This is a genomic window from Bradyrhizobium sp. I71, from assembly GCF_022354745.1.
GTDB lineage: Bacteria > Pseudomonadota > Alphaproteobacteria > Rhizobiales > Xanthobacteraceae > Bradyrhizobium > Bradyrhizobium liaoningense.
This window is the reverse complement of the sequence record NZ_CP059398.1, coordinates 1,105,068-1,127,427: the sequence shown is the minus strand read 5'-3', so window position 1 is coordinate 1,127,427 and position 22,360 is coordinate 1,105,068. Positions and strand designations below refer to the sequence as shown.

The window sequence follows — 22,360 nt, the reverse complement described above, 5'->3', positions numbered from 1 at the left end:
CCTTCGCGAAATGAAAAGCCCCGGAGCGTGCTCCGGGGCTTTTGCTTTGATGCGTTCGCCGCTGCTATTCCGGCTGGCCGATGCTCACCTTCAGCGTGCCGACACCGTCGACGCCGCATTCGAGCTTGTCGCCGGGTTGGAGCTGCGACACGCCGGCGGGCGTGCCGGTCATGATGATGTCGCCGGCGGCGAGCTTCACCTGCTGCGAGAGTTGCCAGATGATTTCGGGCACGTTCCAGATCAGCTCGGTGAGGTCGCCCTTCTGCGCTTCCTTGCCGTTGACCGTCAGCCAGATCTTGCCCTTGGAAGGATGGCCGATTTTCGAGGCCGGCTGAATCGCGGAGCAGGGCGCCGAATAGTCGAACGACTTGCCGATCTCCCAGGGACGCTCCTTCTTGCGCGAGGCGATCTGGAGATCGCGGCGGGTGAGATCGATGCCGACGGCGTAGCCGTAGACGTGGTCCAGCGCCTTCTCGGCGGGAATGTTGAGGCCGCCGCTCTTCATCGCGACGATCAGTTCGACCTCGTGATGCAGGTCCTTGGTCAGCGGCGGATAGGGAATGGTGGCGCCATCGGGCACCAGCATGTCGGCGTGCTTGGCGAAGAAGAACGGCGGGGCGCGCTCGTCATTGCCCATCTCGCGGATGTGCTCGAGATAATTGCGGCCGACGCACCAGATGCGGCGCACCGGATAACGGCCGCTCTCCCCGACGACGGGAAGCGAGGCCTGCGGCGGAAGCGGGATGACGTAGGAGGCGGCGTTCATGAAGCGGTCTCGCTGGACTTGAGGTGAAGAGAATTCTAGGCGGTTGCGCTGATCGGCGCCAGCTCCAAGGGGCTGCTGTCCCGATGCTGCAACCGGAAGAACGAGGCATAGCGCCCGCCGCGGCGGAGCAGCTCGTCATGCCGGCCCTGCTCGACGATCTCGCCGCCCTCGACCACCAGGATGGCGTCGGCGTGCATGATGGTGTGCAGGCGGTGCGCGATCACGATGGTGGTGCGGTTACGGCAGAGATGCTCGATCGCCTCCTGCACCTGCCGCTCGGATTCGGAATCGAGCGCGGCGGTGGCTTCGTCCAACAGGATGATCGGCGCGTTCTTGATCAGCGCGCGGGCCACCGCGATGCGCTGGCGTTGGCCGCCGGAGAGCTGCGTGCCGTGCTCGCCGACCGGCGTGTCGTAGCCGAGCGGGAAGCCCATGATGAAATCATGCGCGCAGGCAGCCTTGGCGGCGTCGACGATTTCGTCCTCGCTCGCGCCCGGCCGGCCGAAGGCGATGTTGCTGCGGATGGTATCGCGGAACAGATAGACGTCCTGGCCGACATAGGCGGTCTGTGCCCGCAGCGATTTGCGCGAGACCGCACCGATCGACTGGCCGTCGATCACGATGTCGCCTTGCGTCACCTCGTAGAAGCGCAGGAGCAGCGCCAGCACGGTCGACTTGCCGCCGCCGGAGGGACCGACCAGCGCGGTGACCTTGCCGGGCTCGGCCGTGAAGCTCATGCGGTTGAGCACGGTCTCGCCGTCGCGATAGGAGAAGCTGACGTCGCGCAGCTCGATGCGGGCATCTGACAGCTTCAGCGACGGCTTGTCGTCGTCGGACTGCTCGCTCGCCGGGCTGTCGACGACTTCGAGCAGCATGCGCGCACCGACCAGCTGGCTGTTGAGGTCGATGTTGAGCCGCGCCAGCCGCTTGGCCGGCTCGGTCGCCATCAGGAACGCGGTCATGAAGGAGAAGAACGCGCCGGGCGTGGCGTTGAGCGCGACCACGGCATAGCCGCCGTACATCAGGCAGCCGGCGACCGCGAAGCCGCCGAGCATTTCCATCAGCGGGTTGGAGCGGTTGGCGACGCGGGCCATCTTGTTGGCGTTGCGCTCGACGACCGCGATGTTCTCGTCGATCCGCTTCTGCATGGTCTCTTCGAGCGTGAACGCCTTGACGGTGCGGATGCCTTGCAGCGATTCCTGCATCGTCTCCATGATGTCGGCGGTGCCGGTGAACTGGTTGAAGGCGAGGCCCTTGATGCGCTTGACCAGCTTGCGCAGCACCAGCATTGCCGGCGGCACCGCGACGAGGCCGATGAACGACATCAGCGGATCCTGCCATACCATCACGCCGATCATGGCAAGCAGCATCAACAGGTCGCGCCCGATGGCGTTGACCAGCATGTTGAGCACGTCGGTGATGGATTTGGCGCCCGCCGTCAGCCGGGCCAGGAACTCGGACGAATGCCGCTCGGAGAAGAAGCCGACGCTCTCGCGCATCAGCTTGGCGAACAGCTGGCGCTGGTTGGTGGCAAGAATCGCGTTACTGATCTTGGTCAGGATCACCATGTGGCCGTAGGTCGCCACGCCCTTGATGAAGAGCAACGCGACGGTGATGCCCGAGAACATCGCGATGCCCGGGATGTTCTTGTCGACATAGGCCTGGTTGATGACCTGGCCGAGCACATAGGTCGCGCCTGCGGTCGCGCCTGCTGCGAGCGCCATCAGCGCGAAGGCGACGAGGTAGCGCCGCCAGTAGACGATGCCCTGTTCCGTGACCAGGCGGCGAATCAGGACCGCTGCCGCGTAGGGATCGTCGGTGATTTTCTTCGGAAACTGGGCCATCCGGTGTCCATTGACGGCGCGGGACAAAACCTGCCCGTGCGTCAGGGATCGATGGGCCTCTGTGCCCGCTCAAGCCGGGTTTTTCAAGCCCAATTAAGGGCTTGCGCTTGGGATGATTCTAGGCCGAGACGGCGTGGCGGAGCTCGCCATGGCGTTCGCGGAACAGCTTGTCCTCCCAGGCCAGGGCGTGCGCCGCAATGGTCTCGAGGTCGTCATATTGCGGCCGCCAGTCGAGCAGGCTGCGGATGCGGCTGGTGTCTGCGACCATGGTCATGATGTCGCCGGGCCGGCGCGGGGCGTACTGCACGGCGAAGCTGCGGCCCGAAACCCGCCGCACCGCGTCGATGGTCTCCAGCACCGAATAGCCGCGGCCGTAGCCGCAATTCAGCGTCGTCGAGGCGCCGCCGTTGCGCAGGTAGGCGAGCGCCGACCGGTGGGCCTGCGAGAGGTCCGTGACGTGGATGAAGTCGCGGATGCAGCTGCCGTCCGGGGTCGGATAGTCGGTGCCGAACACGTCGATCTTGGCGCGCTGGCCGGTCGCGGCTTCCACCGCGATCTTGAGCAGATGCGTGGCGCCGACGGTGGCGAGCCCGATGCGCGCCTGCGGGTCGGCGCCGGCGACGTTGAAGTAACGCAACGTCACGTATTGCATGCCGTAGGCGGCAGCGACGTCATGCAGCATGATCTCGGTCATCAGCTTCGACGAGCCGTAGGGCGACAGCGGCCGCGTCGGCGCGTGCTCGGGCACCGGCACCTGGTCCGGATTGCCATAGACGGCGGCGGTCGAGGAGAAGATGAAGCGACCGATGCCGCGCTTGACCGCGACGTTGAGCAGGTTGCGCGCGGTCGTGAAGTTGTTGCGGTAGTAGCCGAGCGGATCGCGCATCGAATCCGGCACGACGACCGAGCCCGCGAAATGGATGATGCTCTCGACGTCGTGCTGGGCGATCACGCCTTCGAGCAGGTTTTCATCGCCGGCATCGCCGATGAACAGCGGCACGCCCTCGGGCAGGTAAGCGGAGAAACCGGTGGAGAGATCGTCGATCACGACGACGTCCTCGCCGGCTTCCGCCAGCGCCAGGACCGTGTGACTTCCGATGTAGCCGGCGCCGCCGGTGACTAGCACAGTCATGATCTCACCCGTCTTCGATCAACGCGCAAGCTAGCGCTTGCGTGGTGAAGAGGGGGTATCGGCGCGGCTGAACTGGTCACTATGCTTAATGTTGCGTATAGGGACTTTGCTAAATGGAGTGTGACGTGGCGAGTTTCCCCGGCGATCTCGACGTGATCGTGCCAAATCTGCACAGGCGCTATTCCGGGGTCACCGCGACCAACCGGATGGTGGCGCCGCGGCTGGCGAAACTGTGCCGCGCGGCCTGGTTCGGCTCGGACGCGCCGGAGGGGATCGCGCGGCTGAGCGTTGCGGATTTTCTGAAGTTGTGGCGCCGCAAGCGGCCCGTGATCTGGCATGCGCGCCGCAACAACGAGATGATGGCAGGCGTCGCGTTGCGCGCGCTCGGCTGGCCGCTGAAACTGGTGTTCACCTCGGCGGCGCAGCGGCATCACAGCTGGATCACGCGCTGGCTGATCCGGCGCATGGACGCGATCATCGCAACGAGCGACGTCTCGGCCTCGTTCCTGAAGGTGAAGGCGACGGTGATTCCGCACGGTGTCGACACCGACGTCTATGCGCCGCCGACCGATCGCGCTGGCGCGTTCGCGGAAGCCGCGCTGCCGGGCCGCTACGCCATCGGCTGCTTCGGCCGCGTGCGGGCGCAGAAGGGCACCGACGTGTTCGTCGATGCGATGTGCCGCCTCTTGCCGCGCTATCCGGATTTTACCGCCGTCATCGTCGGGCAGGTTACGGCCGAGCAGACGCCCTTTGCCAATGACCTGAAGAAGCGGATCGAAGCAGCCAAATTGCAATCGCGCATCGTCATCACAGGCGAGCTGCCGATCGAGGCGGTGCAGCGCTGGTATCAGCGGCTGACGATCTACGCCTTCACCTCGCGCAACGAGGGTTTTGGCCTCACGCTGATCGAGGCGATGGCGGCGGGCAGCGCGCTCGTCGCGTCACGCGCCGGCGCGGCCGAACTCGTGGTGGAGGATGGCGTCACCGGCGTGCTGATCCCGGCGGGTGATGCCGACGCGCTCGCTGCGGCGCTGGAGCCGCTGATGCGCGATGTGGCGGCTGCAACGGCGATGGGCGAGCGGGGACGCCGGCGTGTGCTCGAGAAGTTCAGCCTCGATGCCGAAGCGGCGCGGATCGGCGAGGTCTATCGGCCGCTGCTCTGACGCGGTTTTCGCCGGTCGCAAACAAAAACCGCGAAAACAACCCCATGCACAGTAGCCGGGGTTAGGAGAATCAATGGCTTGGCGGTGGGGGCGATTGAATGCTGATTTTACGAATCCGGTTTGACTTGTCGGGCAAAACACCGGCATGATGCCATTGTCGGTGCCAGCCCCGATCGCCTCACGTCATTGCCCTTGCTCCCGCCTCCCGCAGCACCCGCTGCGCGATCGTCACCACCTCTGATGCCGCGAGGTCCCGCATGCAGCGGTGATCGTTCATCTTGCAGATCGTGCTCTGGCAGGGCTGGCAGGGCAGCATTTCCTTGTCCTGCACCACCGTTGCCGCAAGGCTGTTGAGGGGGGCCCAGAGGTAGGGGCTGGTGGGGCCGAAGATGCCCATGGTGGGCGTGTCCAGGGCGGCGGCGACGTGCATCAGGCCGGAATCGTTGGAGATGGCGACGCCGGCCGCGGCCATGGCGAGGACGCCGTTGCGCAGATCGTTGCCGGTGAGGTCCCGGACCCCCTTGCCGCCCGCGGCAACGATCTCCTGGGCCAGGCCCTTTTCGGCGGGGCCGCCGACCACCCAGACCTCCAGGCCACGCTCGACCAGGAGGCGGGCGGCCTCGGGATAGTAGGTCCAGCGTTTTGAGACCCCGACCGAGCCCGGGGCGAGCGCCACGGCGGCTCCGGCGCCGAGGCGATTGGCCTCGCGCCAGCGGACGATCTCCTCGGCCGGGACTCGCAGTTGCGGCACCGGCCATTCCGGAGGCAGGGGTGCGCCGTCGGGCTGGGCCAGGGCGGCGTTCTTGTCGATGAAGCGGGGCAGTCTCTTCTCGCCCCAGCGCCAGCGGTTGATCAGGCCGAACCGAAACTCGCCGACGAAGCCGACCCGTTCAGGAATACCGGCCAGCGCCGGCGCGATCGCCGCCTTCCAGGTCCGGGGCAGCACCAGGGCGGTACCGTAGTTCCGTTTTCGAAAGAGCTTTGCCAGACCGAACTGGCGGCCCATTGCGAGCTGGCTCCGCGGCAGGTCCCAGACGATGCCAGCGCGCACGCCGGGCATGTAATCGATCAGCGGGGCGCACAGCGACGTGGTCAGGAGATCGACCGGCCGGTTCGGCCAGCGCTCCTTCAGGACCCGCACGACGGTATGATTCCGCACGAAATCGCCGATCCACATGTAGGGAATGATCAGGATCGGGCGAGTGTCGCTCCGGTCTGCATCTCCAACAAATTGCGAATCAATATTCATTCGTTAATGAGGACCGACGACGTGCTGATGTTGGCGGTTCGGTAGCCGCTCCCGGCCGGCAGGTAAAGCCGGCAGAAGCGACGATCCCAAAACCGCTTACACTTTGGCGGATCATGCGCTACGGCAGGACCGGGCACTAAGAAAATCGGGCAGGTAGTTGGAATGTTGCTGGTGACCGGCGGGGCCGGTTTTATCGGATCGAATGTCGTGGCCGCGCTGAACCAGGCCGGCCGCAGCGACGTCGTGGTCTGCGACCTGCTCGGCACCGAGGGCAAGTGGCGCAACCTCGCCAAGCGGCAGCTTGTGGATATCGTTCCCCCGGCCGAGCTGCCCGACTGGCTTGAGGGCCGCAAGCTCGACGCCATGATCCATCTCGGGGCGATCTCCGCGACCACCGCGACCGACGGCGACCTCGTGTTCGAGACCAATTTCCGCCTGTCGATGCGCCTGCTGGACTGGTGCACGATGAACGCGGTGCCGTTCATCTATGCATCCTCGGCGGCGACCTATGGCGACGGCGAAGCCGGCTTTGGCGACGACGCCTCGCTACCGGCACTGAAAAAATTGCGGCCGATGAATCTCTACGGCTGGAGCAAGCACATGTTCGATCTCGCGGTCGCCGGGCGCGTGGCGAACGGCGATCCGCTGCCGCCGCAATGGGCCGGGCTGAAATTCTTCAACGTGTTCGGCCCCAACGAATACCACAAGGGCTCGATGATGAGCGTGCTGGCGCGGCGCTTCGACGACGTCAAGGCGGGCCGCGTCGTGCAGCTGTTCAAGTCGCATCGCGAGGGCATCGAAGACGGCGACCAGCGCCGCGACTTCATCTATGTCGACGACGTCGTGCGCGTGGTCATGTGGCTGCTGGCGACGCCGTCGGTGTCCGGCCTGTTCAACGTCGGCACCGGCAAGGCGCGCAGCTTCAAGGATCTGATGCTGGCTGCCTACGCCGCGCTCGGCACCAGGCCCAACATCGAATACATCGACATGCCCGAGAGCATCCGCAACAGCTATCAATACTTCACCCAGAGCGAGGTCGATCGCCTCTGCCGCGCCGGCTATAACGGCGGCTTCACGACGCTCGAGGACGCGGTCAAGGCCTATGTCGGGGATTATCTCGACCGGCCCGACCGCTTCCGCTGAGGCCTTTGATCATGGCGACCCCCATTCTCGATTTCGACGCCCTCGCGCAAACGATCTCAGGCCGCACGGTGCTGTGCATCGGCGACATCATGCTGGACGAGTTCGTCTATGGCGAGGTGTCGCGGATCTCGCCGGAAGCGCCGACGCCGGTCATCGCCGCCCAGCGCAGCGAGATTCACATCGGCGGCGCCGGCAATGTCGCGCGCAATGTCGCGTCGCTCGGCGCGCGCTGCATCTTCGTCGGCCTCGTCGGCGAGGACGATGCGGGCAGGCGGCTGGCATCGGCGCTGGGTGAGCAAGCCGGTATCGAGAGCGTGCTGGTGTGCGATCCCTCCCGGCCGACCACGCGAAAAGCCCGCTTCGTCTCCGAGCATTTTTCCACGCACATGCTGCGCGCGGATTGGGAGCAGGCGGCGCCTGCTTCCGATGACATCGAAACCAAACTGATCGACGCGATCCTGCCGCAGATCGCGCGCGCCGACATCGTGCTGCTGTCCGACTACGCCAAGGGCGTGCTGACCGCGCGCGTGATCCGCCACACCATCGACGCCGCGCGAAAGCTCGGCAAGCCCGTGGTGGTCGATCCCAAGAGCCTGAACTGGGCGATCTATCGCGGTGCCACGCTGCTTACGCCCAATCGCAAGGAATTCTCGGAGGCGACCCGCAGCCGTGCCGAGACGGTGCAGAGCATCGTCGAGGCCAGCGAGGACGTGATGCGGCTCGCCGATTGCGAGGCGATCCTGGTCACGCAGGGTGAGCACGGCATGACGCTGGTGCCGCGCAATGGCGGGGCCGTGCACGTTCCGGCCTTCCCGGTGAAGGTACGCGACGTCTCCGGCGCCGGTGACACCGTCGCCGCCGCGCTCGCAGTATCGCTTGCGGCCGGCGCGGACTGGGATACGGCGCTGCGCGTGGCCAATGCCGCCGCCGCCGTCGCCGTCGGCAAGCAGGGCACCGCCAGCGTGAGCGCGGCCGAGCTGCGCCGAAAGATCCTGCCGCATGCCACTCTCGCGGCCGAGGAGAAGATCGTGCTCGATCCGGCTGCGCTCGATGCCCAGCTCGTCGAATGGAAGAGGCAGGGCCAGCGCGTCGGCTTCACCAACGGCTGTTTCGACATCCTCCATCCCGGTCACGTCAAGGTGCTGACCGCGGCGCGCGCCGCCTGTGATCGCCTGATCGTGGGGCTCAACAGCGACGCCTCGGTGCGGCGGCTGAAGGGCGCCGATCGTCCGGTGCAGGACGAGCGCGCGCGCGCCGAGGTGCTCGCAGCATTGGAGGCCGTCGATCTCGTCGTCATCTTCGCGGAGGACACGCCGATCGACCTGATCACCAGGATCAAGCCCGGCGTGCTGGTGAAGGGCGGCGACTACACCCGCGAGCAGGTCGTCGGCCACGAGGTGGTCGAGGCTGCGGGCGGAACGGTCGTGCTGGTCGACATCCTCCAGGGCTTCAGCACGACGGCGCTGGTTCATCGCGCCCGGGGAGGCGGCAAGTGACGGCGCTTGCCGGAGAGACTCCCGGCCAGATGTTGCGGCGGCGCCTGCGCAGTCCGGCGGCCTGGCGCGAGACGGTCGACCTGTTCGCGATCCTGACCGCCGCCTCGCTGCCCTGGTCGACGTCGCTTGCGGGGATATTCAACGCGCTGATGCTGCTCTGCATGGTGCCGTTCCTCGACGTCCGCGCCTTCCTGCAATCGCTGAAGCGTCCGATCTGTGTGGCGCCGATCGCGCTGGTGCTGCTCGCGCTGGTCGGGACGCTGTGGTCGGATGCGGCCTGGGGCGCACGCTTGTATGCGGTCAATCCGACCGTCAAGCTGCTCGTGCTGCCGGTCCTGCTCTATCATTTCGAGCGCTCGCCGCGCGGCTGGTGGGTCTTCGTCGCCTTCCTGGTGTCCTGCGCCCTGTTGTCGGTGATGTCGTGGCTGGTCGCATTCTATCCCGATCTTGCGCTCAAGACCGATCCGCCCGAGCGCGGCATCTTCGTCAAGAACTACATCGACCAGAGCCAGGAATTCACGCTCTGCGCGGTCGCGCTCGCCTATCCGATCGTGATGCTGCTGCGGGAGAAGCGATATTGGTTCGCCGCCCTGCTCACGGCGCTTGCGCTCAGCTTTTTCGTCAACATGGCCTTCGTGGTGGTGTCGCGCACCGCGCTCGTCACCATTCCGATCATGTTCGGCGTGTTCGCGCTCCTTCACCTCAGGTGGCGCAGCATTGCGATCGTCGCCGCCGCGCTGCTCGCCGTCGCCTTTCTCGCCTGGCAGGTATCGCCGCATTTGCGCCATACTGCCGAGAGGTTTACGGACGACTACACGCGCTATATGGAGAGGGGCGAGCCGACCTCGCTGGGCCTGCGGCTCGAATTCTGGCGAAAGTCGCTCGGCTTCCTCGCGGAGGCGCCGATCGCAGGACACGGCACGGGCTCGACGCGCGGATTGTTCGAGCGCGTCGCGACGCCCGGCGGTCAGCACAAGGCGTCAGCCGAAGTGATCGGCAACCCCCACAATCAGACGTTGAATGTTGCCGTGCAATGGGGTTTGATCGGCGTCGCCGTTCTCTACACGATCTGGATCCTGCATCTGCTGCTGTTTCGCGGCGACGGGCTTGCCAATTGGATCGGGCTCCTGGTCGTGGTGCAGAACGTCTTCACCTCGCTGTTCAACTCGCATCTGTTCGACTTCCACGAGGGTTGGATGTACGTCATCGGCGTCGGCGTTGCCGGCGGCATGGTGATCCGGGCACAACAGGCCGAGGCGAAGATGAGGGAAGCTGGTTCCTGAGCGGTCGCGCGGCTGGCAAGTCTTGTCCAGATGGGGTATCAGCGCGATCAGGTTGCATCTAACTGGGTTTTTATCGGTCGGCGGATGACGCGTCTTTCGCATCTTACCTCGCGCAATTTCCTGATCGCGCTCCACGACCTGCTGGCGACCACGGCCGCGCTTTTTGCCGCCTTCTATCTGCGATTCGAGGGTGGCGAAGACTTCTTCGAGCGCTTGCCGCTGCTGTTCCAGATCCTGCCCTATTTTCTCGCCTTCAGCGTGGTCGTGTTCTTCGTCTTGAACCTGACCACGACGAAGTGGCGCTTCATCTCGCTGCCGGATGCGCTGAACATCATCCGCGCGGCGACCGTGCTCACCGTCGCCCTGCTCGTGCTCGACTACATCTTCGTCGCTCCCAACGTCCGCGGCGCCTTTTTCCTCGGCAAGGTGACGATCGTTCTCTACTGGTTCCTAGAGATCGCCTTCCTCAGCGCGCTGCGCATGGCCTATCGCTACTTCCGCTATACGCGGGTGCGGCGTCACGCGAAGGGCAACGATGCCGCCCCGACGCTGCTGATCGGCCGCGCCGCGGACGCGGAGGTGCTGCTGCGCGGCATCGAGAGCGGGGCCATCAAGCACATTTGGCCCGTCGGCGTATTGTCGCCCTCGATGGCGGATCGCGGCCAGTTCATCCGCAACCTGCCGGTGCTGGGCGGCATCGACGACGTCGAGGACGTCATCGCGGACTTCGCCAAGCGCAACAAGGCGATCGCGCGCCTCATCATGACACCGTCGGCATTCGAGCCGGAAGCACACCCCGAATCGATCCTGATGCGGGCGCGCAAGCTGGGAGTGATCGTCAACCGCATGCCTTCGCTGGAGAGCGGCGACACGCCGCGGCTCACCGCGGTCGCGGTCGAGGACCTCCTGCTGCGGCCGAGCGAGACGATCGACTATGGGCGCCTGGAAGCGCTGATCAGGGGCAAGGCCGTCATCGTGACCGGCGGCGGCGGCTCGATTGGCGCAGAAATCTGCGAGCGCGTCGTCGCCTTCGGCGCCGCGCGGCTCCTGATCGCGGAAAACTCCGAGCCGGCGCTCTACGCGATCACGGAAGCGCTCGCCGCGCGGGGGGCGGCAGCCCAGATCGAAGGGCGGATCGCCGACATTCGCGACCGCGAGCGCATCATGCGCCTGATGGCGGAGTTCAGGCCGGACATCGTGTTCCACGCCGCGGCGCTCAAGCACGTTCCGATCCTCGAACGCGACTGGAGCGAAGGCGTCAAGACCAATATCTTCGGCTCGATCAACGTTGCGGATGCCGCCGTGGCGGCCGGCGCCGGGGCGATGGTGATGATCTCGACCGACAAGGCGATCGAGCCGGTGTCGATGCTCGGCCTGACCAAGCGCTTTGCGGAGATGTACTGTCAGGCGCTCGATCACGAGCTCGCCGCAGGCAGCGGCGCCGCCAAGCCGCCGATGCGGCTGATCTCGGTCCGGTTCGGCAACGTGCTGGCCTCGAACGGCTCGGTGGTGCCGAAGTTCAAGGCGCAGATCGAGGCCGGCGGCCCGGTGACGGTGACGCATCCCGACATGGTCCGCTACTTCATGACCATCCGCGAGGCCTGCGATCTCGTCATCACCGCGGCCACGCACGCGCTCGGAACGCAGCGCCCTGACGTCTCGGTCTACGTGCTCAACATGGGCCAGCCGGTAAAGATCGTCGATCTCGCCGAGCGCATGATCCGCCTTTCCGGACTGCAGCCGGGCTACGACATCGAGATCGTGTTCACCGGCATGCGGCCGGGCGAGCGACTGCACGAGATCCTGTTCGCCTCCGAGGAGCCGACCCGCGAGATCGGTGTTCCCGGCATCATGGCCGCGCAGCCGAACGAGCCGCCGATGCAGACGCTGCGCAAGTGGATTGCAGCGCTGGAGCAGGCGATCGCCCGCGACGATCGCGCCACCATCAGGACCATCCTGAAGGATGCGGTCCCTGAATTCGGGTCGACGGCGGCCTGACCATGCCGGTCGATGGGTTGCGCGCTGTTCTGTCGGAGCAACGATGAGCGAGACAAAGCCGGTCGCGCTGGTAACGGGAGCGAGTGGCTTCGTCGGTCGTCACATCGTGCGCGCATTGACACGCGAGGGCTGGTCGGTCCGCCGCGCGGTGCGCAGCTCGGGAGGGGCGGACGACGAGGTCGTGATCGACTCGATCGGCCCCGAAACCGATTGGCAGGCGGCGCTTGAAGGCGTCGACGCCGTCATCCATCTCGCCGCACGCGTGCATTACAAGAACGACGAGCACGCGGCCGAACTCTACCGCAAGGTCAATGTCGAGGGCACGCTGCGCCTGGCACGCTACGCAGCAACGGCCGGCGTGCGTCATTTCATCTTCATCAGCACCGTTCTGGTGCACGGCCGCAGCAATGACGGCTGCGCGCCGTTCAGCGAGAGCGATTTGCCGACGCCGCGTGGCCTCTACGGCACATCCAAGGCCGCGGCCGAGGCGGGCTTGAGCACGCTGGCCCGCGACGTCGACATGAAGATCTCGGTGATCAGGCCGCCGCTGATCTACGGCGCGCACGCCAGGGGCAATTTCCCGCTGCTGGCGCGCGCGGTCAGGCTGGGGCTGCCGCTGCCGTTCGCGGCGATCCGCAATCGCCGCAACTTTCTCTCGGTGCAGAACCTGTCGTCGTTCATCCTGCACCGGCTCGGCCATCCCGACCCGGGGGGCAATTTCGAGATCTTCCTGGTGGCCGACCGGGAGAGCGTGTCGACGCCTGAATTCGTCGCATGTCTGGCGCGAGCCTCCGGCAAGAGCGTCCGGCTGTTCCGCATGCCGCCAGAGCTGCTCGGCGCGGTCCTCCGCATGATGGGCCGGCAGGATATGCATGACGGCCTGATCGGCTCGCTCGAGCTCGACATTTCGAAGGCGATCGCAACCGGCTGGCAGCCGCAGGTCACCCTCGAGGAGGGCTTGCGCCTGGCGGTCTCGGATCAGGAGCCCTGAGGCCGGGAGAAACGGCGCAGCACGAATCCGACCGCGCCCGCGCCAGCGAACAGGGAGACGATCGTGATCGTCGTCGAACCGGCGCGAATGGTGACGATGGCGAGCAATGCCAGCACGAGATTGAGCGCGAATACCTCGCCGACCACCCGCTTCACCGTGAACCCGTTGTCGGTTGCACGCTGATAAAAGTGCGTGCGGTGTGCCGACCAGAACGGTTCGCGCCTGATGATGCGCCGGAACAGCGTGATGGTGGAATCCGCAAGATAATAGGCGGGCAACAGCAGGGCTGCGACCGTCTGCCCCCGGAAGGCGAGCTCCAGCAGGCACCAGCCGAGCAAGAGGCCGATCGGCAGGCTGCCGACATCGCCCAGGAAGACCCTTGCGACCGGACGGTTGAACGGCGCAAAGCCGAGCATGGCGCCGCACAGCGCGGCGGCGATCAGCACGGCCGGCCACGAGAGATCCCCGACCCATCCGAGCAGCAGCAGCGCCGCGGTGACCGGCACGACTTCCGCCACGGTCATCAGGTCGAGCCCGTCCATGAAGTTGACGAGGTTCACGAACCAGACTCCGGCAAGGACGATGAGGCCGCGCTCCAGAGGAAGCGGCAGCGCCGGCACGATGCGCGCGGTCTCCGGCGCGGTGAACACCACTGCGCCGACGCAGGCCGCCTGCAGCACCAGCCGCACGAGCACGGGCAGCGACACGATGTCGTCGGCGAAGCCGACCAGCGCGATCACGACCGTCGCAGCGACCAGCGCCGGCGGGATCGCGACATTGGCCGAGGCTCCCCAGAGCGAGGCGACGATCAGGGTCGCGGCGATCACCGCGATGCCCGCGCCCTGCGGGGTCGGGATGCGATGTGAGGACCGCGCGTTCGGTCGCGCCAGTGCGTAGCGCTGGAGCAGGGGACGGCTGGTCCAGGTGACGAGCGCCGAGATCAGCGCGGCGATCGCAACGGCAAGCAGCACGGGCGCGCCGGCGAGCGCTTCGGTGGTCGAGCTCACTCCGGCACTCCGATCGGGGCCGACCCTTGCGCGGCCTTCTCCGCGCTGAGGATCCAGACCAGGCCGCCGACGGCGCCGACGATGAAGTACACGGCGCCGAACAGCAGCGAGACGTTGACACCCTCGTTGGCGGCAAGTCCCGCGAAGCCGAACGCAAGGCTCATCGTGGCTTCGCGCACGCCCCAGCCGGCGATCGAGATCGGCATCATCGTGATCAGCATCACCGGCGGTACCAGCAGAAAGACGTCGCTGAAGCGAACCGGGGCCGCAATCGACTGCACGACGCACCAGGCGATGACGACGGCCAGCACGTGAACGAGGACCGACAGCATTGCGACGATCGGCCCGCGGGGGCGGCTGAAGATCACCCGATTGGCGATCACCGCGCAGGCGTGAATGTGATGCGTGGCCCACCAGGTCTTCAGCCAGGGCCATTTCAGTGCGCCGAAAATCAGAAAGCCGACGCCGCCGGCGAGCGCCAGGAGGTCGACGAGCAGCAGCGCCGAGCGCCCGTGCGGATCGGTGATGAGGGTGTAGCTCCAGGGCAGGCTGGCGACGATGAGAACCGCGAGCGCGATCAAACCGATCGCGCGGTCGACGAAGATCGAGTAGGTCGCCGCACGCCAGCCGGCGCCGGCGCGCGCGACCAGCCACAGCCGGACCGCATCGCCGCCGATCGCCGACGGCAGGGTCTGGTTGAAGAACGAGCCGATCACGTTGTAGCGCATGGCGCGGCTGAGCTCGAGCGGCGCGCCGCAGACGGCGCTGATCTGGCGCCAGCGCAGCACGCCGACGAAGATCTGCAGGAACGCGACCGCGATCGCGACGCCGATCCAGAACAGGCTGGTGACGGTGAAGCGCGAAAACAACTCGGACAGGTCGACCTTGCGCAGCGCGAGATAGAGCAGCGCTGCGGAAATCATGATCTTGGCCGTCGACAACAGGATTCGGCGCATCTCGCCCGCATGGACAGGGTTTGCGAAGATTTGAGGCAACCCGACGCGAGGCGCCGAATTCGGCCGCTTTGGTATGGTCTTGGCGCCGATCTTGCAATAGCCGTCGTTGGGGTGTTGTGAGGGCAGCGGCGAGCCTATTGCGACCCGATCGAGCTGGCGGCTAAACAGGACCGGGCTAGGGGATCCCCAGGGAACAGGATGACGGATCAGGCGATTTTGGTCACGGGTGCCGCCGGATTCATCGGCTTTCACGTCGCCCGGCAGCTCCTGGGCGAAGGACGTCCCGTCGTCGGGCTCGACAATCTCAACAGCTATTACGATCCGGCGCTGAAGAAAGCGCGCCTGGCGCTGCTCAGGGACGATTCCCGCTTCTCCTTCGTCGAGACCGACCTCGCCGACCGCGAGGCGATGGCGGCGCTGTTTGCCCAACATCGTTTTGCCAAAGTCGTGCATCTGGCGGCGCAAGCCGGCGTGCGCTACTCGATCGAGCAGCCGCACGCCTATGCCGATTCCAATCTCCTGGGCTTTCTCAACGTGCTGGAGGGCTGCCGCAACAACGGCTGTCGTCATCTCGTCTACGCCTCGTCATCCTCCGTTTACGGCGCCAACACAAAATTGCCATTTGCGGTTGCGGACCGCACCGATCATCCCGTGAGCTTCTATGCCGCGACCAAGAAGGCGAACGAGGTGATGGCGCAGTCCTACAGCCATCTCTACCGCCTGCCGGTCACGGGGCTGCGCTTCTTCACCATTTACGGCCCGTGGGGCCGGCCCGACATGGCCGTGTTTCTGTTCGCGAACGCCATCATGGCGGGCAAGCCGATCCGGCTGTTCAACCATGGCGAGATGCGCCGCGACTTCACCTATATCGATGATGTGACCCGCGTCGTATCGAAGCTGATCGATCTTGTGCCCGCGGACGATCCGGCTGCCGCAAATGCGCCGTTTAAGCTCTACAATGTCGGCAACCACCATCCGGAGGAACTGATGCACGTCGTCGGTCTTCTGGAGCGGGAGCTGGGCCGGACGGCGATCAAAGAATTGCTGCCGATGCAGCCGGGAGATGTGCGGGAAACGTTCGCGGATGTCGAGGATCTGATGCGCGACACCGGCTTTGCACCGTCAACGCCGATCGAGCATGGGGTCCATAATTTCGTCACCTGGTATCGCGACTACTTCAAGGTTTGAGATCACGATGGACAAACGCATAATCCCCCTGATCATGTGCGGCGGTGCCGGCACGCGGCTGTGGCCCGCTTCGCGCGAGGTTCGCCCCAAGCAGTTCCTGCCGCTGTTCGGCACGCGCTCGACATTCCAGGACACGCTGCTGCGCGTGTCCGATCCCTCGCTGTTCGATCGCCCGATCGTCATCACCAATGCGGCCTATCGCTTCATGGTGCTGGAGCAGCTCGCCGAGATCGGCATCGAGGCGGACGTGATCCTCGAGCCGATGCGGCGCGATTCCGGCCCCGCGATCGCGGCGGGCGCGGTGTTCGCGCAGAACCGCGACAGTGAAGCGATCGTGCTCGCGCTCGCCGCCGACCACGTGGTGCAGGACAATGCCGCCTTCGTCGCGGCCTGCCGCGAGGGCCTCACCGCCGCGCGCGCCGGGCGCATCGTCACCTTCGGCGTCAAGCCGGAGCGGCCGGCGACCGAATACGGCTACATCAATCCGGGTGAGGTGATTTCCGGCGAAGTGCATGCGGTTGCGCGCTTCGTCGAGAAGCCGGACGCGGTGAAGGCGTCCGACTACGTCAATTCGGGCTATCTCTGGAACAGCGGCAACTTCATGTTCCCGGCCAGCGTGCTGCTCGACGAATATCGCAGGGTCGATGCGGGAAGCGTCGAGGCCGTCACCAGCGCCGTCAACAATGCCGGCCGCGATCTCGGCTTCGTCACGCTGGAGCCCGAGGCGTTCGGCGCGGCGAAGGCGATCTCGATCGACTATGCGGTGATGGAGAAGACCTCGCGCGCCGCCGTCGTGCCGGTGTCGTGCGGCTGGTCCGACGTCGGCTCCTGGCTCGCTGTGTGGGAGCTGTCCGAGAAGGACGCGCAAGGCAACGCGGCGCATGGCACCGCCGTGTTCGAGGACTCCCGCAACTGCAACGTCACCACCGATTCCGCGCTGGTCGCGCTCGAAGGCGTCGACGATCTCGTCGTGGTCGCCACCGCCGACGCGATCCTGGTCTCGCGCCAGAAGGATGCCAACGGCCTGAAGCGCCTGGTGACCAAGCTGAAGGCGGTCGCGCCCAAGGTCACCGAGGAGCATCTGAAGGTGCACCGGCCCTGGGGCAGCTATCAGTCCGTCGACAATGGCGAGCGCCACCAGGTCAAGCGCATCGTGGTGAAGCCGGGTGGGCGCCTGTCGCTGCAGAAGCACCATCATCGCGCCGAGCACTGGATCGTGGTGCGGGGCACGGCCCAGGTCACCGTCAACGAGACCGTGAAGACGGTGCATGAGAACGAGTCGATCTACATCCCGATGGGCGCCGTGCACCGGATGGAGAACCCCGGCAAGATCCAGCTGGAGCTGATCGAGGTCCAGACCGGCTCTTATCTCGGGGAAGACGACATCATCCGGATTGAAGACGACTATCAAAGGTCGTAACCAGCAAGCTCCGAATCACGCGACCCGGGCCTTTTGCGGCTTAAGGCCCGGGGAACGTGTAACTTTTTGAATCAAATCGTGTCCGGGCTCCCAGCTCCGCATTCGCCACAAATGTGGCGACCGTGCTAGGAGAGGCGCCGGGGATTTGGGTTGAATCGGGGATTGCTCAGATGAGTTCCAAAGGATCTGCACCGGCGAAGGCCGGCTTGCGCGTCGGCGTCATTGGCGCCGGCGTGATGGGCAGCAACCACGCGCGCGTGCTTGCGGGTCTACCCGGCGTCAGCCTCGTCGGCGTCGTCGATCCCTCGGCGGCACATCGTGAGCGGGCAACGGAGCTTGCCGGTTGCGAAAGCTTCGAGACGCTCGACCAGCTCTTCGCCGAAGGCGTCGACGCCGTGACCATCGCCGCGCCCACCCATCTGCATCACGAGGTCGCGCTCGCCTGCATCGCCAAGAACATCCACGTGCTGGTCGAGAAGCCGATCGCCTCCACCGTGGAAGAGGGCCGCGAGATCGTCGCCGCGGCACAGAAGGCCGGCGTGACGCTGATGGTCGGCCATGTCGAGCGCTTCAATCCGGCGGTCGCCGCGGTCAAGCAGGCCATCGCGGGCGAGGACATTCTCTCCATCGCCATCACGCGCGTCGGCCCGTTTCCGCCGCGCATGTCCAATGTCGGCGTCGTCATCGACCTTGCCGTGCACGACATCGATCTGATCCGCTGGTTCACCGAATCCGACATCGTCGAGGTGCAGCCGCAATTGTCGAGCGCCGTCGCCGAGCGCGAGGACATCGCGCTCCTGCAGTTCCGCACCGCCAACGGCGTGCTCGCCCACATCAACACAAACTGGCTGACGCCGTTCAAGGCGCGCAGCGTCACGGTCGCCACGCGCGGCAAATACGTGATGGGCGATCTGCTCACGCGCCAGGTCACCGAGTGCTTCGGCTTCAAGCCCGACGGCAGCTACTCGATGCGGCATCTGCCGGTCGGCCACGATGAGCCGCTGCGCGCCGAGCTGATCGCGTTCCTCAAGGCGGTGCGCCATGGCGATACGCCGGCAGTAACGGGCGATGAAGGCGTCGCCAGCCTCGAGATCGCCACGCAATGTCTCGAAACGCCGTCGCGGCCTGCGGCGACGTCGCCCGTCCGCAAGGCTCCGCGCCGCGTCGCCGGCTGATCCTTTTCCATGTCGACCGCTCAAACGTCACAAGGCGCCAAGAACCAGACTATGAACCAGCATCTGCGTTCCGATCCCATTCCCTTCATCGACGTCGGCGCGCAGCGGCGCCGGCTCGGGGCCTCGCTCGATGCGGCCGTCAAGCGCGTGCTCGACCATTGCCAGTTCGTGAACGGACCCGAGGTCTTCGAGCTCGAGAAGCAGCTCGCGGCCTATTGCGGCGCCAAGCACGTGATCGGCTGCGCCAGCGGCACCGACGCGATCCTGATGGTGATGATGGCGAAAAATGTCGGGCCCGGCGATGCCGTGCTGTGTCCATCCTTCACCTTCATCGCGACCGCCTCGCCGGTGGCGCGGACCGGCGCGACGCCTGTTTATGTCGACGTGGACGAGGCGACCTTCAACATGAGCCCGGAGTCGCTGAAGCGCGGCATCGCGACCGCCCGCAAGGCCGGCCTCAAGCCCGCCGCGGTGATTCCGGTCGACCTGTTCGGCCAGCCGGCCGATCACGATTCCATCGCCGAGATCGCCAAGGCCGAGGGCCTGTTCGTGCTCGACGACGCCGCGCAAGCGTTTGGCGCGAGCTACAAGGGCCGCAAGCTCGGCACGCTCGCACATGCCACGGCGACCAGCTTCTTCCCGGCAAAGCCGCTCGGCTGTTTCGGCGACGGCGGCGCGATCTTCACCGATGACGACGAGCTCGCGGCCACGCTGCGCAGCATCCGCGTGCACGGGCAGGGCGTGGACAAATACGACAATGTCCGTCTCGGCCTGACCGGCCGGATCGACACCATGCAGGCCGCGGTCCTGATCGAGAAGCTGAAGATCTTTGACGACGAGATCGCCGCCCGCAACAAGGTCGCGGAGCGCTATGAGCGCGGCCTGTCCAATGTGGTCACCGTGCCGCGCCTCAGCCCCGGCAATACCTCGGTCTGGGCGCAGTACACCATCCGTCTGCCCGAGGGTACCGACCGCGACGGCTTTGCCGCCGCGCTGAAGGCCCAGGGCGTGCCGACCGCGATCTACTACGGCAAGTCGATGCATCAGCAGACCGCCTACAAGCAATATCCGGTCGCGGAAGGCGGGCTGCCGGGTTGCGAGAGCCTGTCGCGGGACGTGATCAGCCTGCCGATGCATGCCTATGTGACCGAAGCCGACCAGGAGCGAATCATCGCCGCCGTCCGCGGCGCGCTCGCGGGCTGAATTCTTGCCCTCTCCCCTTGTGGGAGAGGGTGGCTCGCCGCGTGAGCGGCGAGACGGGTGAGGGGTTTCTCTCCGCAGGCAATGCGCGGAGAGAAACCCCTCACCCGAACGAGCATGTGTCTGCTTCCGGCGCAGCCCTCTCCCACAAGGGGAGAGGGCACAGCAACGCGCATTACAGGATGCAATCGACCTCTGCCCAATTAGGCTCTAGAAGAGCGCATGCTCGGACGCATCTTCACGGTTGGCGGATACACGCTGCTCTCGCGGGTGACGGGATTTGCCCGCGACATCATGCTTGCGGCGATCCTCGGCGCCGGTCCCGTCGCCGACGCCTTTTTCGTGGCGCTGCGGCTGCCCAACCATTTCCGCGCGATCTTCGCCGAGGGGGCCTTCAACGCGGCCTGGGTGCCGGCCTATGCCCATGTCCATGGCGAGAAGGGGGAGGCGGCGGCAAGCCTGTTCGCCGACCGCATCTTCACGCTGCTCTTGGCTTCGCAGGTGGTGCTGCTGATCGTCGCCTGGCTGTTCATGCCGCAGGCCATGAGCATCCTCGCACCGGGCTTCAGCGACGACGCCGAGCAGCGCAAGCTCGCGATCGAGCTGACCCGGATCACCTTTCCCTATCTGCTGCTGATCACGCTGGTGACGCTCTACGGCGGCATGCTCAACGTGATGCAGCGCTTCGCCAGCGCCGCGGCCGCCTCGATCTTCCTCAATGTCGCGATGATGATGACGCTGGCGCTCGCCGCGTGGTTTCCGACTGCGGGCCATGCCGCAGCCTGGGGCGTGCTCATCTCCGGCTTCCTGCAATATTTCCTGCTCGCGGGCGATCTCGCCCGCCATGGCGGCCTTCCGCGCTTTGCACCGCTGAAGCTCGACGAAGACGTCCGCGCCTTCTTCAAGGCGCTTGGACCTGCGACGCTGGGCTCGATGGGCACGCAGGTCGCGCTGTTCGCCGACACCATCATCGCGACCTTCCTGCCCGCCGGCGCGCTGTCGGCGCTCTACTATGCCGACCGTCTCAACCAGCTGCCGATCGGCGTCATCGGCATCGCCATCGGCACGGTGCTGCTGCCGGAGATGTCGCGGCGGATTACCGCCAACGACCATGACGGCGCGATGAAGGCGCAGCGTCGCGCCTTCGATTTCACGCTGCTGTTCTCGATCCCGTTCGTGGCGGCCTTCCTCACCGTGCCCGACGAGATCATGCGTGCGCTGTTCGCCCGCGGCGCCTTCTCGAAGGCCGATGCCGTCGCCGCCGGCGGCACACTCGCGGCCTATGCCATCGGCCTCATTCCTTTCGTGCTGATCCGCAGTGCGGTCGCGACCTTCTATGCGCGCAAGGATACGGCGACGCCGGTTCGGGCGTCGCTGACCGGCATCGCCGTCAACGTCGCACTGAAGGTCGCCCTGATGGGATCGCTGGCCCAGATCGGCCTCGCGCTGGCAACCGCCGTCGGCGTCTGGACCAATCTCTTGCTGGTGCTGTTTTTCGCCGTGCGGCGGGGCTTCCTCGTGCTGGACCGCGCCTGGCTGATGTCGCTTGGCAAATTCCTGCTGACCGGATTGATTCTCTCCGCGGCGTTCTGGCTGATCGCGCGCTTCAGCGGTCCTTTGTTGGGCCCGATGCACTTCCGGGACGAATTGACGCTGGTCCTGCTCGCGGTCGGAGGCACGGTCGTCTATGCGCTCGCGATTTTGGTTCTGTTCGGCCGGAGCTGGCTGGTCTCGCTGGTGCGCGGCTAGCGGAGCAGGGCGTTCGCCTCCAGGGTGCAGCAGACCTCCGCACATCCCTTGATTTTACGCGATCGTCGTGGTATCAGCACGGCATGATCAAATCGTCGCGCATCCTCAACCGCAATCACATCACCCGCTTCGGCTGGGCGGTGGGAGGAGTCGTGCGCTAGGAATTCGACGACGACATCTCTTTCACCAGGCCCCGCCGGCATCGGACGGGGCCTTTTGTTTGGCCACGCTCGCTGCCGGCACAACAGCAGGAGCGTTCGATGCCACCTCAACTGACCAACAGCACGGCCGACCCGGCGGGCGATGCCGCGAGGCTCCGCCTCGACCTCGTCACGACGCCAGATGTGCGGAGCTTCCTCACGCAATACTGGCGTGCATATCAGGAGTGGCGCTGGCGCCACCGCCCACAAACCACCTTGCAGGACCTGAGCGACAGGGAGCTTTTGGATATCGGCCTGACGCGCTGTGAGATCGACTCCATCGCACCTGAGCGCGCCATCGACAGGCTCAGAGATAGCACGAGGTATCTATTGAGCCGTGGTGGGATGTAACTCGTCGAGGAGCTTGGCGGGTCGCTTTGCGGCCGATCCTTCGAGATGC

The 22,360-nt window shown here is 65.8% G+C and carries 18 protein-coding genes; 12 read left to right on the top strand and 6 right to left on the bottom strand.

Going from position 1 to position 22,360, the window contains the following annotated elements; translation table 11 throughout:
• Positions 1-64: 64 nt before the first annotated feature.
• The 3 genes from FJV43_RS05590 to galE all read right to left on the bottom strand — a co-directional run bounded on the left by FJV43_RS05590 (position 65) and on the right by galE (position 3,742).
• Positions 65-766 carry a fumarylacetoacetate hydrolase family protein gene (locus FJV43_RS05590; protein ID WP_239625236.1) on the bottom strand — a complete coding sequence of 234 codons (702 nt, stop codon included), beginning with the start codon at positions 764-766 and terminating at the stop codon, positions 65-67.
• Positions 767-801: 35 nt separating this feature from the next.
• Positions 802-2,610 carry an ABC transporter ATP-binding protein gene (locus FJV43_RS05585; RefSeq protein WP_239625234.1) on the bottom strand — a complete coding sequence of 603 codons (1,809 nt, stop codon included), beginning with the start codon at positions 2,608-2,610 and terminating at the stop codon, positions 802-804.
• Between the two features lie 118 nt (positions 2,611-2,728).
• Positions 2,729-3,742 (bottom strand): UDP-glucose 4-epimerase GalE, encoded by a 1,014-nt coding sequence (galE, locus tag FJV43_RS05580; RefSeq protein WP_239625232.1) that lies wholly within the window; start codon positions 3,740-3,742, stop codon positions 2,729-2,731.
• A 125-nt stretch (positions 3,743-3,867) separates the two neighbouring features.
• Between galE and FJV43_RS05575 the strand changes: the two genes are divergently transcribed.
• On the top strand, positions 3,868-4,905 hold the full coding sequence (locus FJV43_RS05575; RefSeq protein WP_239625230.1) for a glycosyltransferase family 4 protein: 1,038 nt from the start codon (positions 3,868-3,870) through the stop codon (positions 4,903-4,905).
• A 178-nt stretch (positions 4,906-5,083) separates the two neighbouring features.
• Here the strand turns inward: FJV43_RS05575 and waaF are convergent, their stop codons facing one another.
• Complete coding sequence (gene waaF, locus FJV43_RS05570; RefSeq protein WP_239625229.1) at positions 5,084-6,154, bottom strand: lipopolysaccharide heptosyltransferase II; 1,071 nt, start codon at positions 6,152-6,154, stop codon at positions 5,084-5,086.
• A 162-nt stretch (positions 6,155-6,316) separates the two neighbouring features.
• Between waaF and rfaD the strand changes: the two genes are divergently transcribed.
• The 5 genes from rfaD to FJV43_RS05545 all read left to right on the top strand — a co-directional run bounded on the left by rfaD (position 6,317) and on the right by FJV43_RS05545 (position 13,065).
• Positions 6,317-7,297, top strand: coding sequence for an ADP-glyceromanno-heptose 6-epimerase (gene rfaD / locus FJV43_RS05565; RefSeq protein ID WP_239625227.1), 981 nt, complete (start codon positions 6,317-6,319; stop codon positions 7,295-7,297).
• Positions 7,298-7,308: 11 nt separating this feature from the next.
• The gene (gene rfaE1, locus FJV43_RS05560) at positions 7,309-8,793 is read left to right on the top strand and encodes a D-glycero-beta-D-manno-heptose-7-phosphate kinase (protein WP_239625225.1); all 1,485 of its coding nucleotides are present in this window, start codon (positions 7,309-7,311) and stop codon (positions 8,791-8,793) included.
• The gene (locus tag FJV43_RS05555; protein ID WP_239625224.1) at positions 8,790-10,076 is read left to right on the top strand and encodes an O-antigen ligase family protein; all 1,287 of its coding nucleotides are present in this window, start codon (positions 8,790-8,792) and stop codon (positions 10,074-10,076) included. Before rfaE1 ends, FJV43_RS05555 begins: the two co-directional genes overlap by 4 nt.
• Before the next feature lie 84 nt (positions 10,077-10,160).
• Positions 10,161-12,074: a nucleoside-diphosphate sugar epimerase/dehydratase gene (locus FJV43_RS05550; RefSeq protein WP_239625222.1), complete on the top strand. Its 1,914-nt coding sequence runs from the start codon at positions 10,161-10,163 to the stop codon at positions 12,072-12,074.
• 43 nt (positions 12,075-12,117) lie between these two features.
• The gene (locus FJV43_RS05545; RefSeq protein ID WP_239625220.1) at positions 12,118-13,065 is read left to right on the top strand and encodes an NAD-dependent epimerase/dehydratase family protein; all 948 of its coding nucleotides are present in this window, start codon (positions 12,118-12,120) and stop codon (positions 13,063-13,065) included.
• Here the strand turns inward: FJV43_RS05545 and FJV43_RS05540 are convergent.
• Together FJV43_RS05540 and FJV43_RS05535 are read right to left on the bottom strand one after the other, a co-directional pair.
• Positions 13,053-14,072, bottom strand: a complete 1,020-nt coding sequence (locus tag FJV43_RS05540) for a glycosyltransferase family 4 protein (protein WP_239625218.1) — start codon at positions 14,070-14,072, stop codon at positions 13,053-13,055. The two genes, FJV43_RS05545 and FJV43_RS05540, sit on opposite strands and share 13 nt — an antisense overlap.
• On the bottom strand, positions 14,069-15,028 hold the full coding sequence (locus FJV43_RS05535; RefSeq protein ID WP_239625216.1) for a lysylphosphatidylglycerol synthase transmembrane domain-containing protein: 960 nt from the start codon (positions 15,026-15,028) through the stop codon (positions 14,069-14,071). Before FJV43_RS05535 ends, FJV43_RS05540 begins: the two co-directional genes overlap by 4 nt.
• A 198-nt stretch (positions 15,029-15,226) precedes the next feature.
• Between FJV43_RS05535 and FJV43_RS05530 the strand changes: the two genes are divergently transcribed.
• The 6 genes from FJV43_RS05530 (at position 15,227) to FJV43_RS05505 (ending at position 22,311) form a co-directional block, all read left to right on the top strand.
• Positions 15,227-16,216, top strand: a complete 990-nt coding sequence (locus FJV43_RS05530; protein ID WP_239625214.1) for an SDR family NAD(P)-dependent oxidoreductase — start codon at positions 15,227-15,229, stop codon at positions 16,214-16,216.
• A 7-nt stretch (positions 16,217-16,223) separates the two neighbouring features.
• The gene (locus tag FJV43_RS05525) at positions 16,224-17,636 is read left to right on the top strand and encodes a mannose-1-phosphate guanylyltransferase/mannose-6-phosphate isomerase (RefSeq protein ID WP_239625212.1); all 1,413 of its coding nucleotides are present in this window, start codon (positions 16,224-16,226) and stop codon (positions 17,634-17,636) included.
• A gap of 170 nt (positions 17,637-17,806) precedes the next feature.
• The gene (locus tag FJV43_RS05520) at positions 17,807-18,811 is read left to right on the top strand and encodes a Gfo/Idh/MocA family oxidoreductase (RefSeq protein ID WP_239625210.1); all 1,005 of its coding nucleotides are present in this window, start codon (positions 17,807-17,809) and stop codon (positions 18,809-18,811) included.
• A 51-nt stretch (positions 18,812-18,862) separates the two neighbouring features.
• Positions 18,863-20,014, top strand: coding sequence for a DegT/DnrJ/EryC1/StrS family aminotransferase (locus FJV43_RS05515; protein WP_239629323.1), 1,152 nt, complete (start codon positions 18,863-18,865; stop codon positions 20,012-20,014).
• Between the two features lie 219 nt (positions 20,015-20,233).
• Positions 20,234-21,760, top strand: coding sequence for a murein biosynthesis integral membrane protein MurJ (murJ, locus tag FJV43_RS05510; RefSeq protein ID WP_239625209.1), 1,527 nt, complete (start codon positions 20,234-20,236; stop codon positions 21,758-21,760).
• Between the two features lie 260 nt (positions 21,761-22,020).
• Positions 22,021-22,311 carry a DUF1127 domain-containing protein gene (locus FJV43_RS05505; RefSeq protein ID WP_239625207.1) on the top strand — a complete coding sequence of 97 codons (291 nt, stop codon included), beginning with the start codon at positions 22,021-22,023 and terminating at the stop codon, positions 22,309-22,311.
• The last annotated feature ends 49 nt before the right edge of the window (positions 22,312-22,360 follow it).

What these genes read in the sequence shown, in the direction of transcription:
- FJV43_RS05535 (WP_239625216.1), bottom strand. Translation starts at nt 15,028, where the DNA reads ATGCGCCGAATCCTGTTGTCGACGGCCAAGATCATGATTTCCGCAGCG.
- FJV43_RS05505 (WP_239625207.1), top strand. Translation starts at nt 22,021, where the DNA reads ATGCCACCTCAACTGACCAACAGCACGGCCGACCCGGCGGGCGATGCC.
- FJV43_RS05515 (WP_239629323.1), top strand. Translation starts at nt 18,863, where the DNA reads ATGAACCAGCATCTGCGTTCCGATCCCATTCCCTTCATCGACGTCGGC.
- rfaD (WP_239625227.1), top strand. Translation starts at nt 6,317, where the DNA reads ATGTTGCTGGTGACCGGCGGGGCCGGTTTTATCGGATCGAATGTCGTG.
- murJ (WP_239625209.1), top strand. Translation starts at nt 20,234, where the DNA reads ATGCTCGGACGCATCTTCACGGTTGGCGGATACACGCTGCTCTCGCGG.
- FJV43_RS05590 (WP_239625236.1), bottom strand. Translation starts at nt 766, where the DNA reads ATGAACGCCGCCTCCTACGTCATCCCGCTTCCGCCGCAGGCCTCGCTT.
- FJV43_RS05550 (WP_239625222.1), top strand. Translation starts at nt 10,161, where the DNA reads ATGACGCGTCTTTCGCATCTTACCTCGCGCAATTTCCTGATCGCGCTC.
- FJV43_RS05545 (WP_239625220.1), top strand. Translation starts at nt 12,118, where the DNA reads ATGAGCGAGACAAAGCCGGTCGCGCTGGTAACGGGAGCGAGTGGCTTC.
- FJV43_RS05530 (WP_239625214.1), top strand. Translation starts at nt 15,227, where the DNA reads ATGACGGATCAGGCGATTTTGGTCACGGGTGCCGCCGGATTCATCGGC.
- galE (WP_239625232.1), bottom strand. Translation starts at nt 3,742, where the DNA reads ATGACTGTGCTAGTCACCGGCGGCGCCGGCTACATCGGAAGTCACACG.
- FJV43_RS05520 (WP_239625210.1), top strand. Translation starts at nt 17,807, where the DNA reads ATGAGTTCCAAAGGATCTGCACCGGCGAAGGCCGGCTTGCGCGTCGGC.
- rfaE1 (WP_239625225.1), top strand. Translation starts at nt 7,309, where the DNA reads ATGGCGACCCCCATTCTCGATTTCGACGCCCTCGCGCAAACGATCTCA.
- FJV43_RS05525 (WP_239625212.1), top strand. Translation starts at nt 16,224, where the DNA reads ATGGACAAACGCATAATCCCCCTGATCATGTGCGGCGGTGCCGGCACG.
- FJV43_RS05585 (WP_239625234.1), bottom strand. Translation starts at nt 2,610, where the DNA reads ATGGCCCAGTTTCCGAAGAAAATCACCGACGATCCCTACGCGGCAGCG.
- waaF (WP_239625229.1), bottom strand. Translation starts at nt 6,154, where the DNA reads ATGAATATTGATTCGCAATTTGTTGGAGATGCAGACCGGAGCGACACT.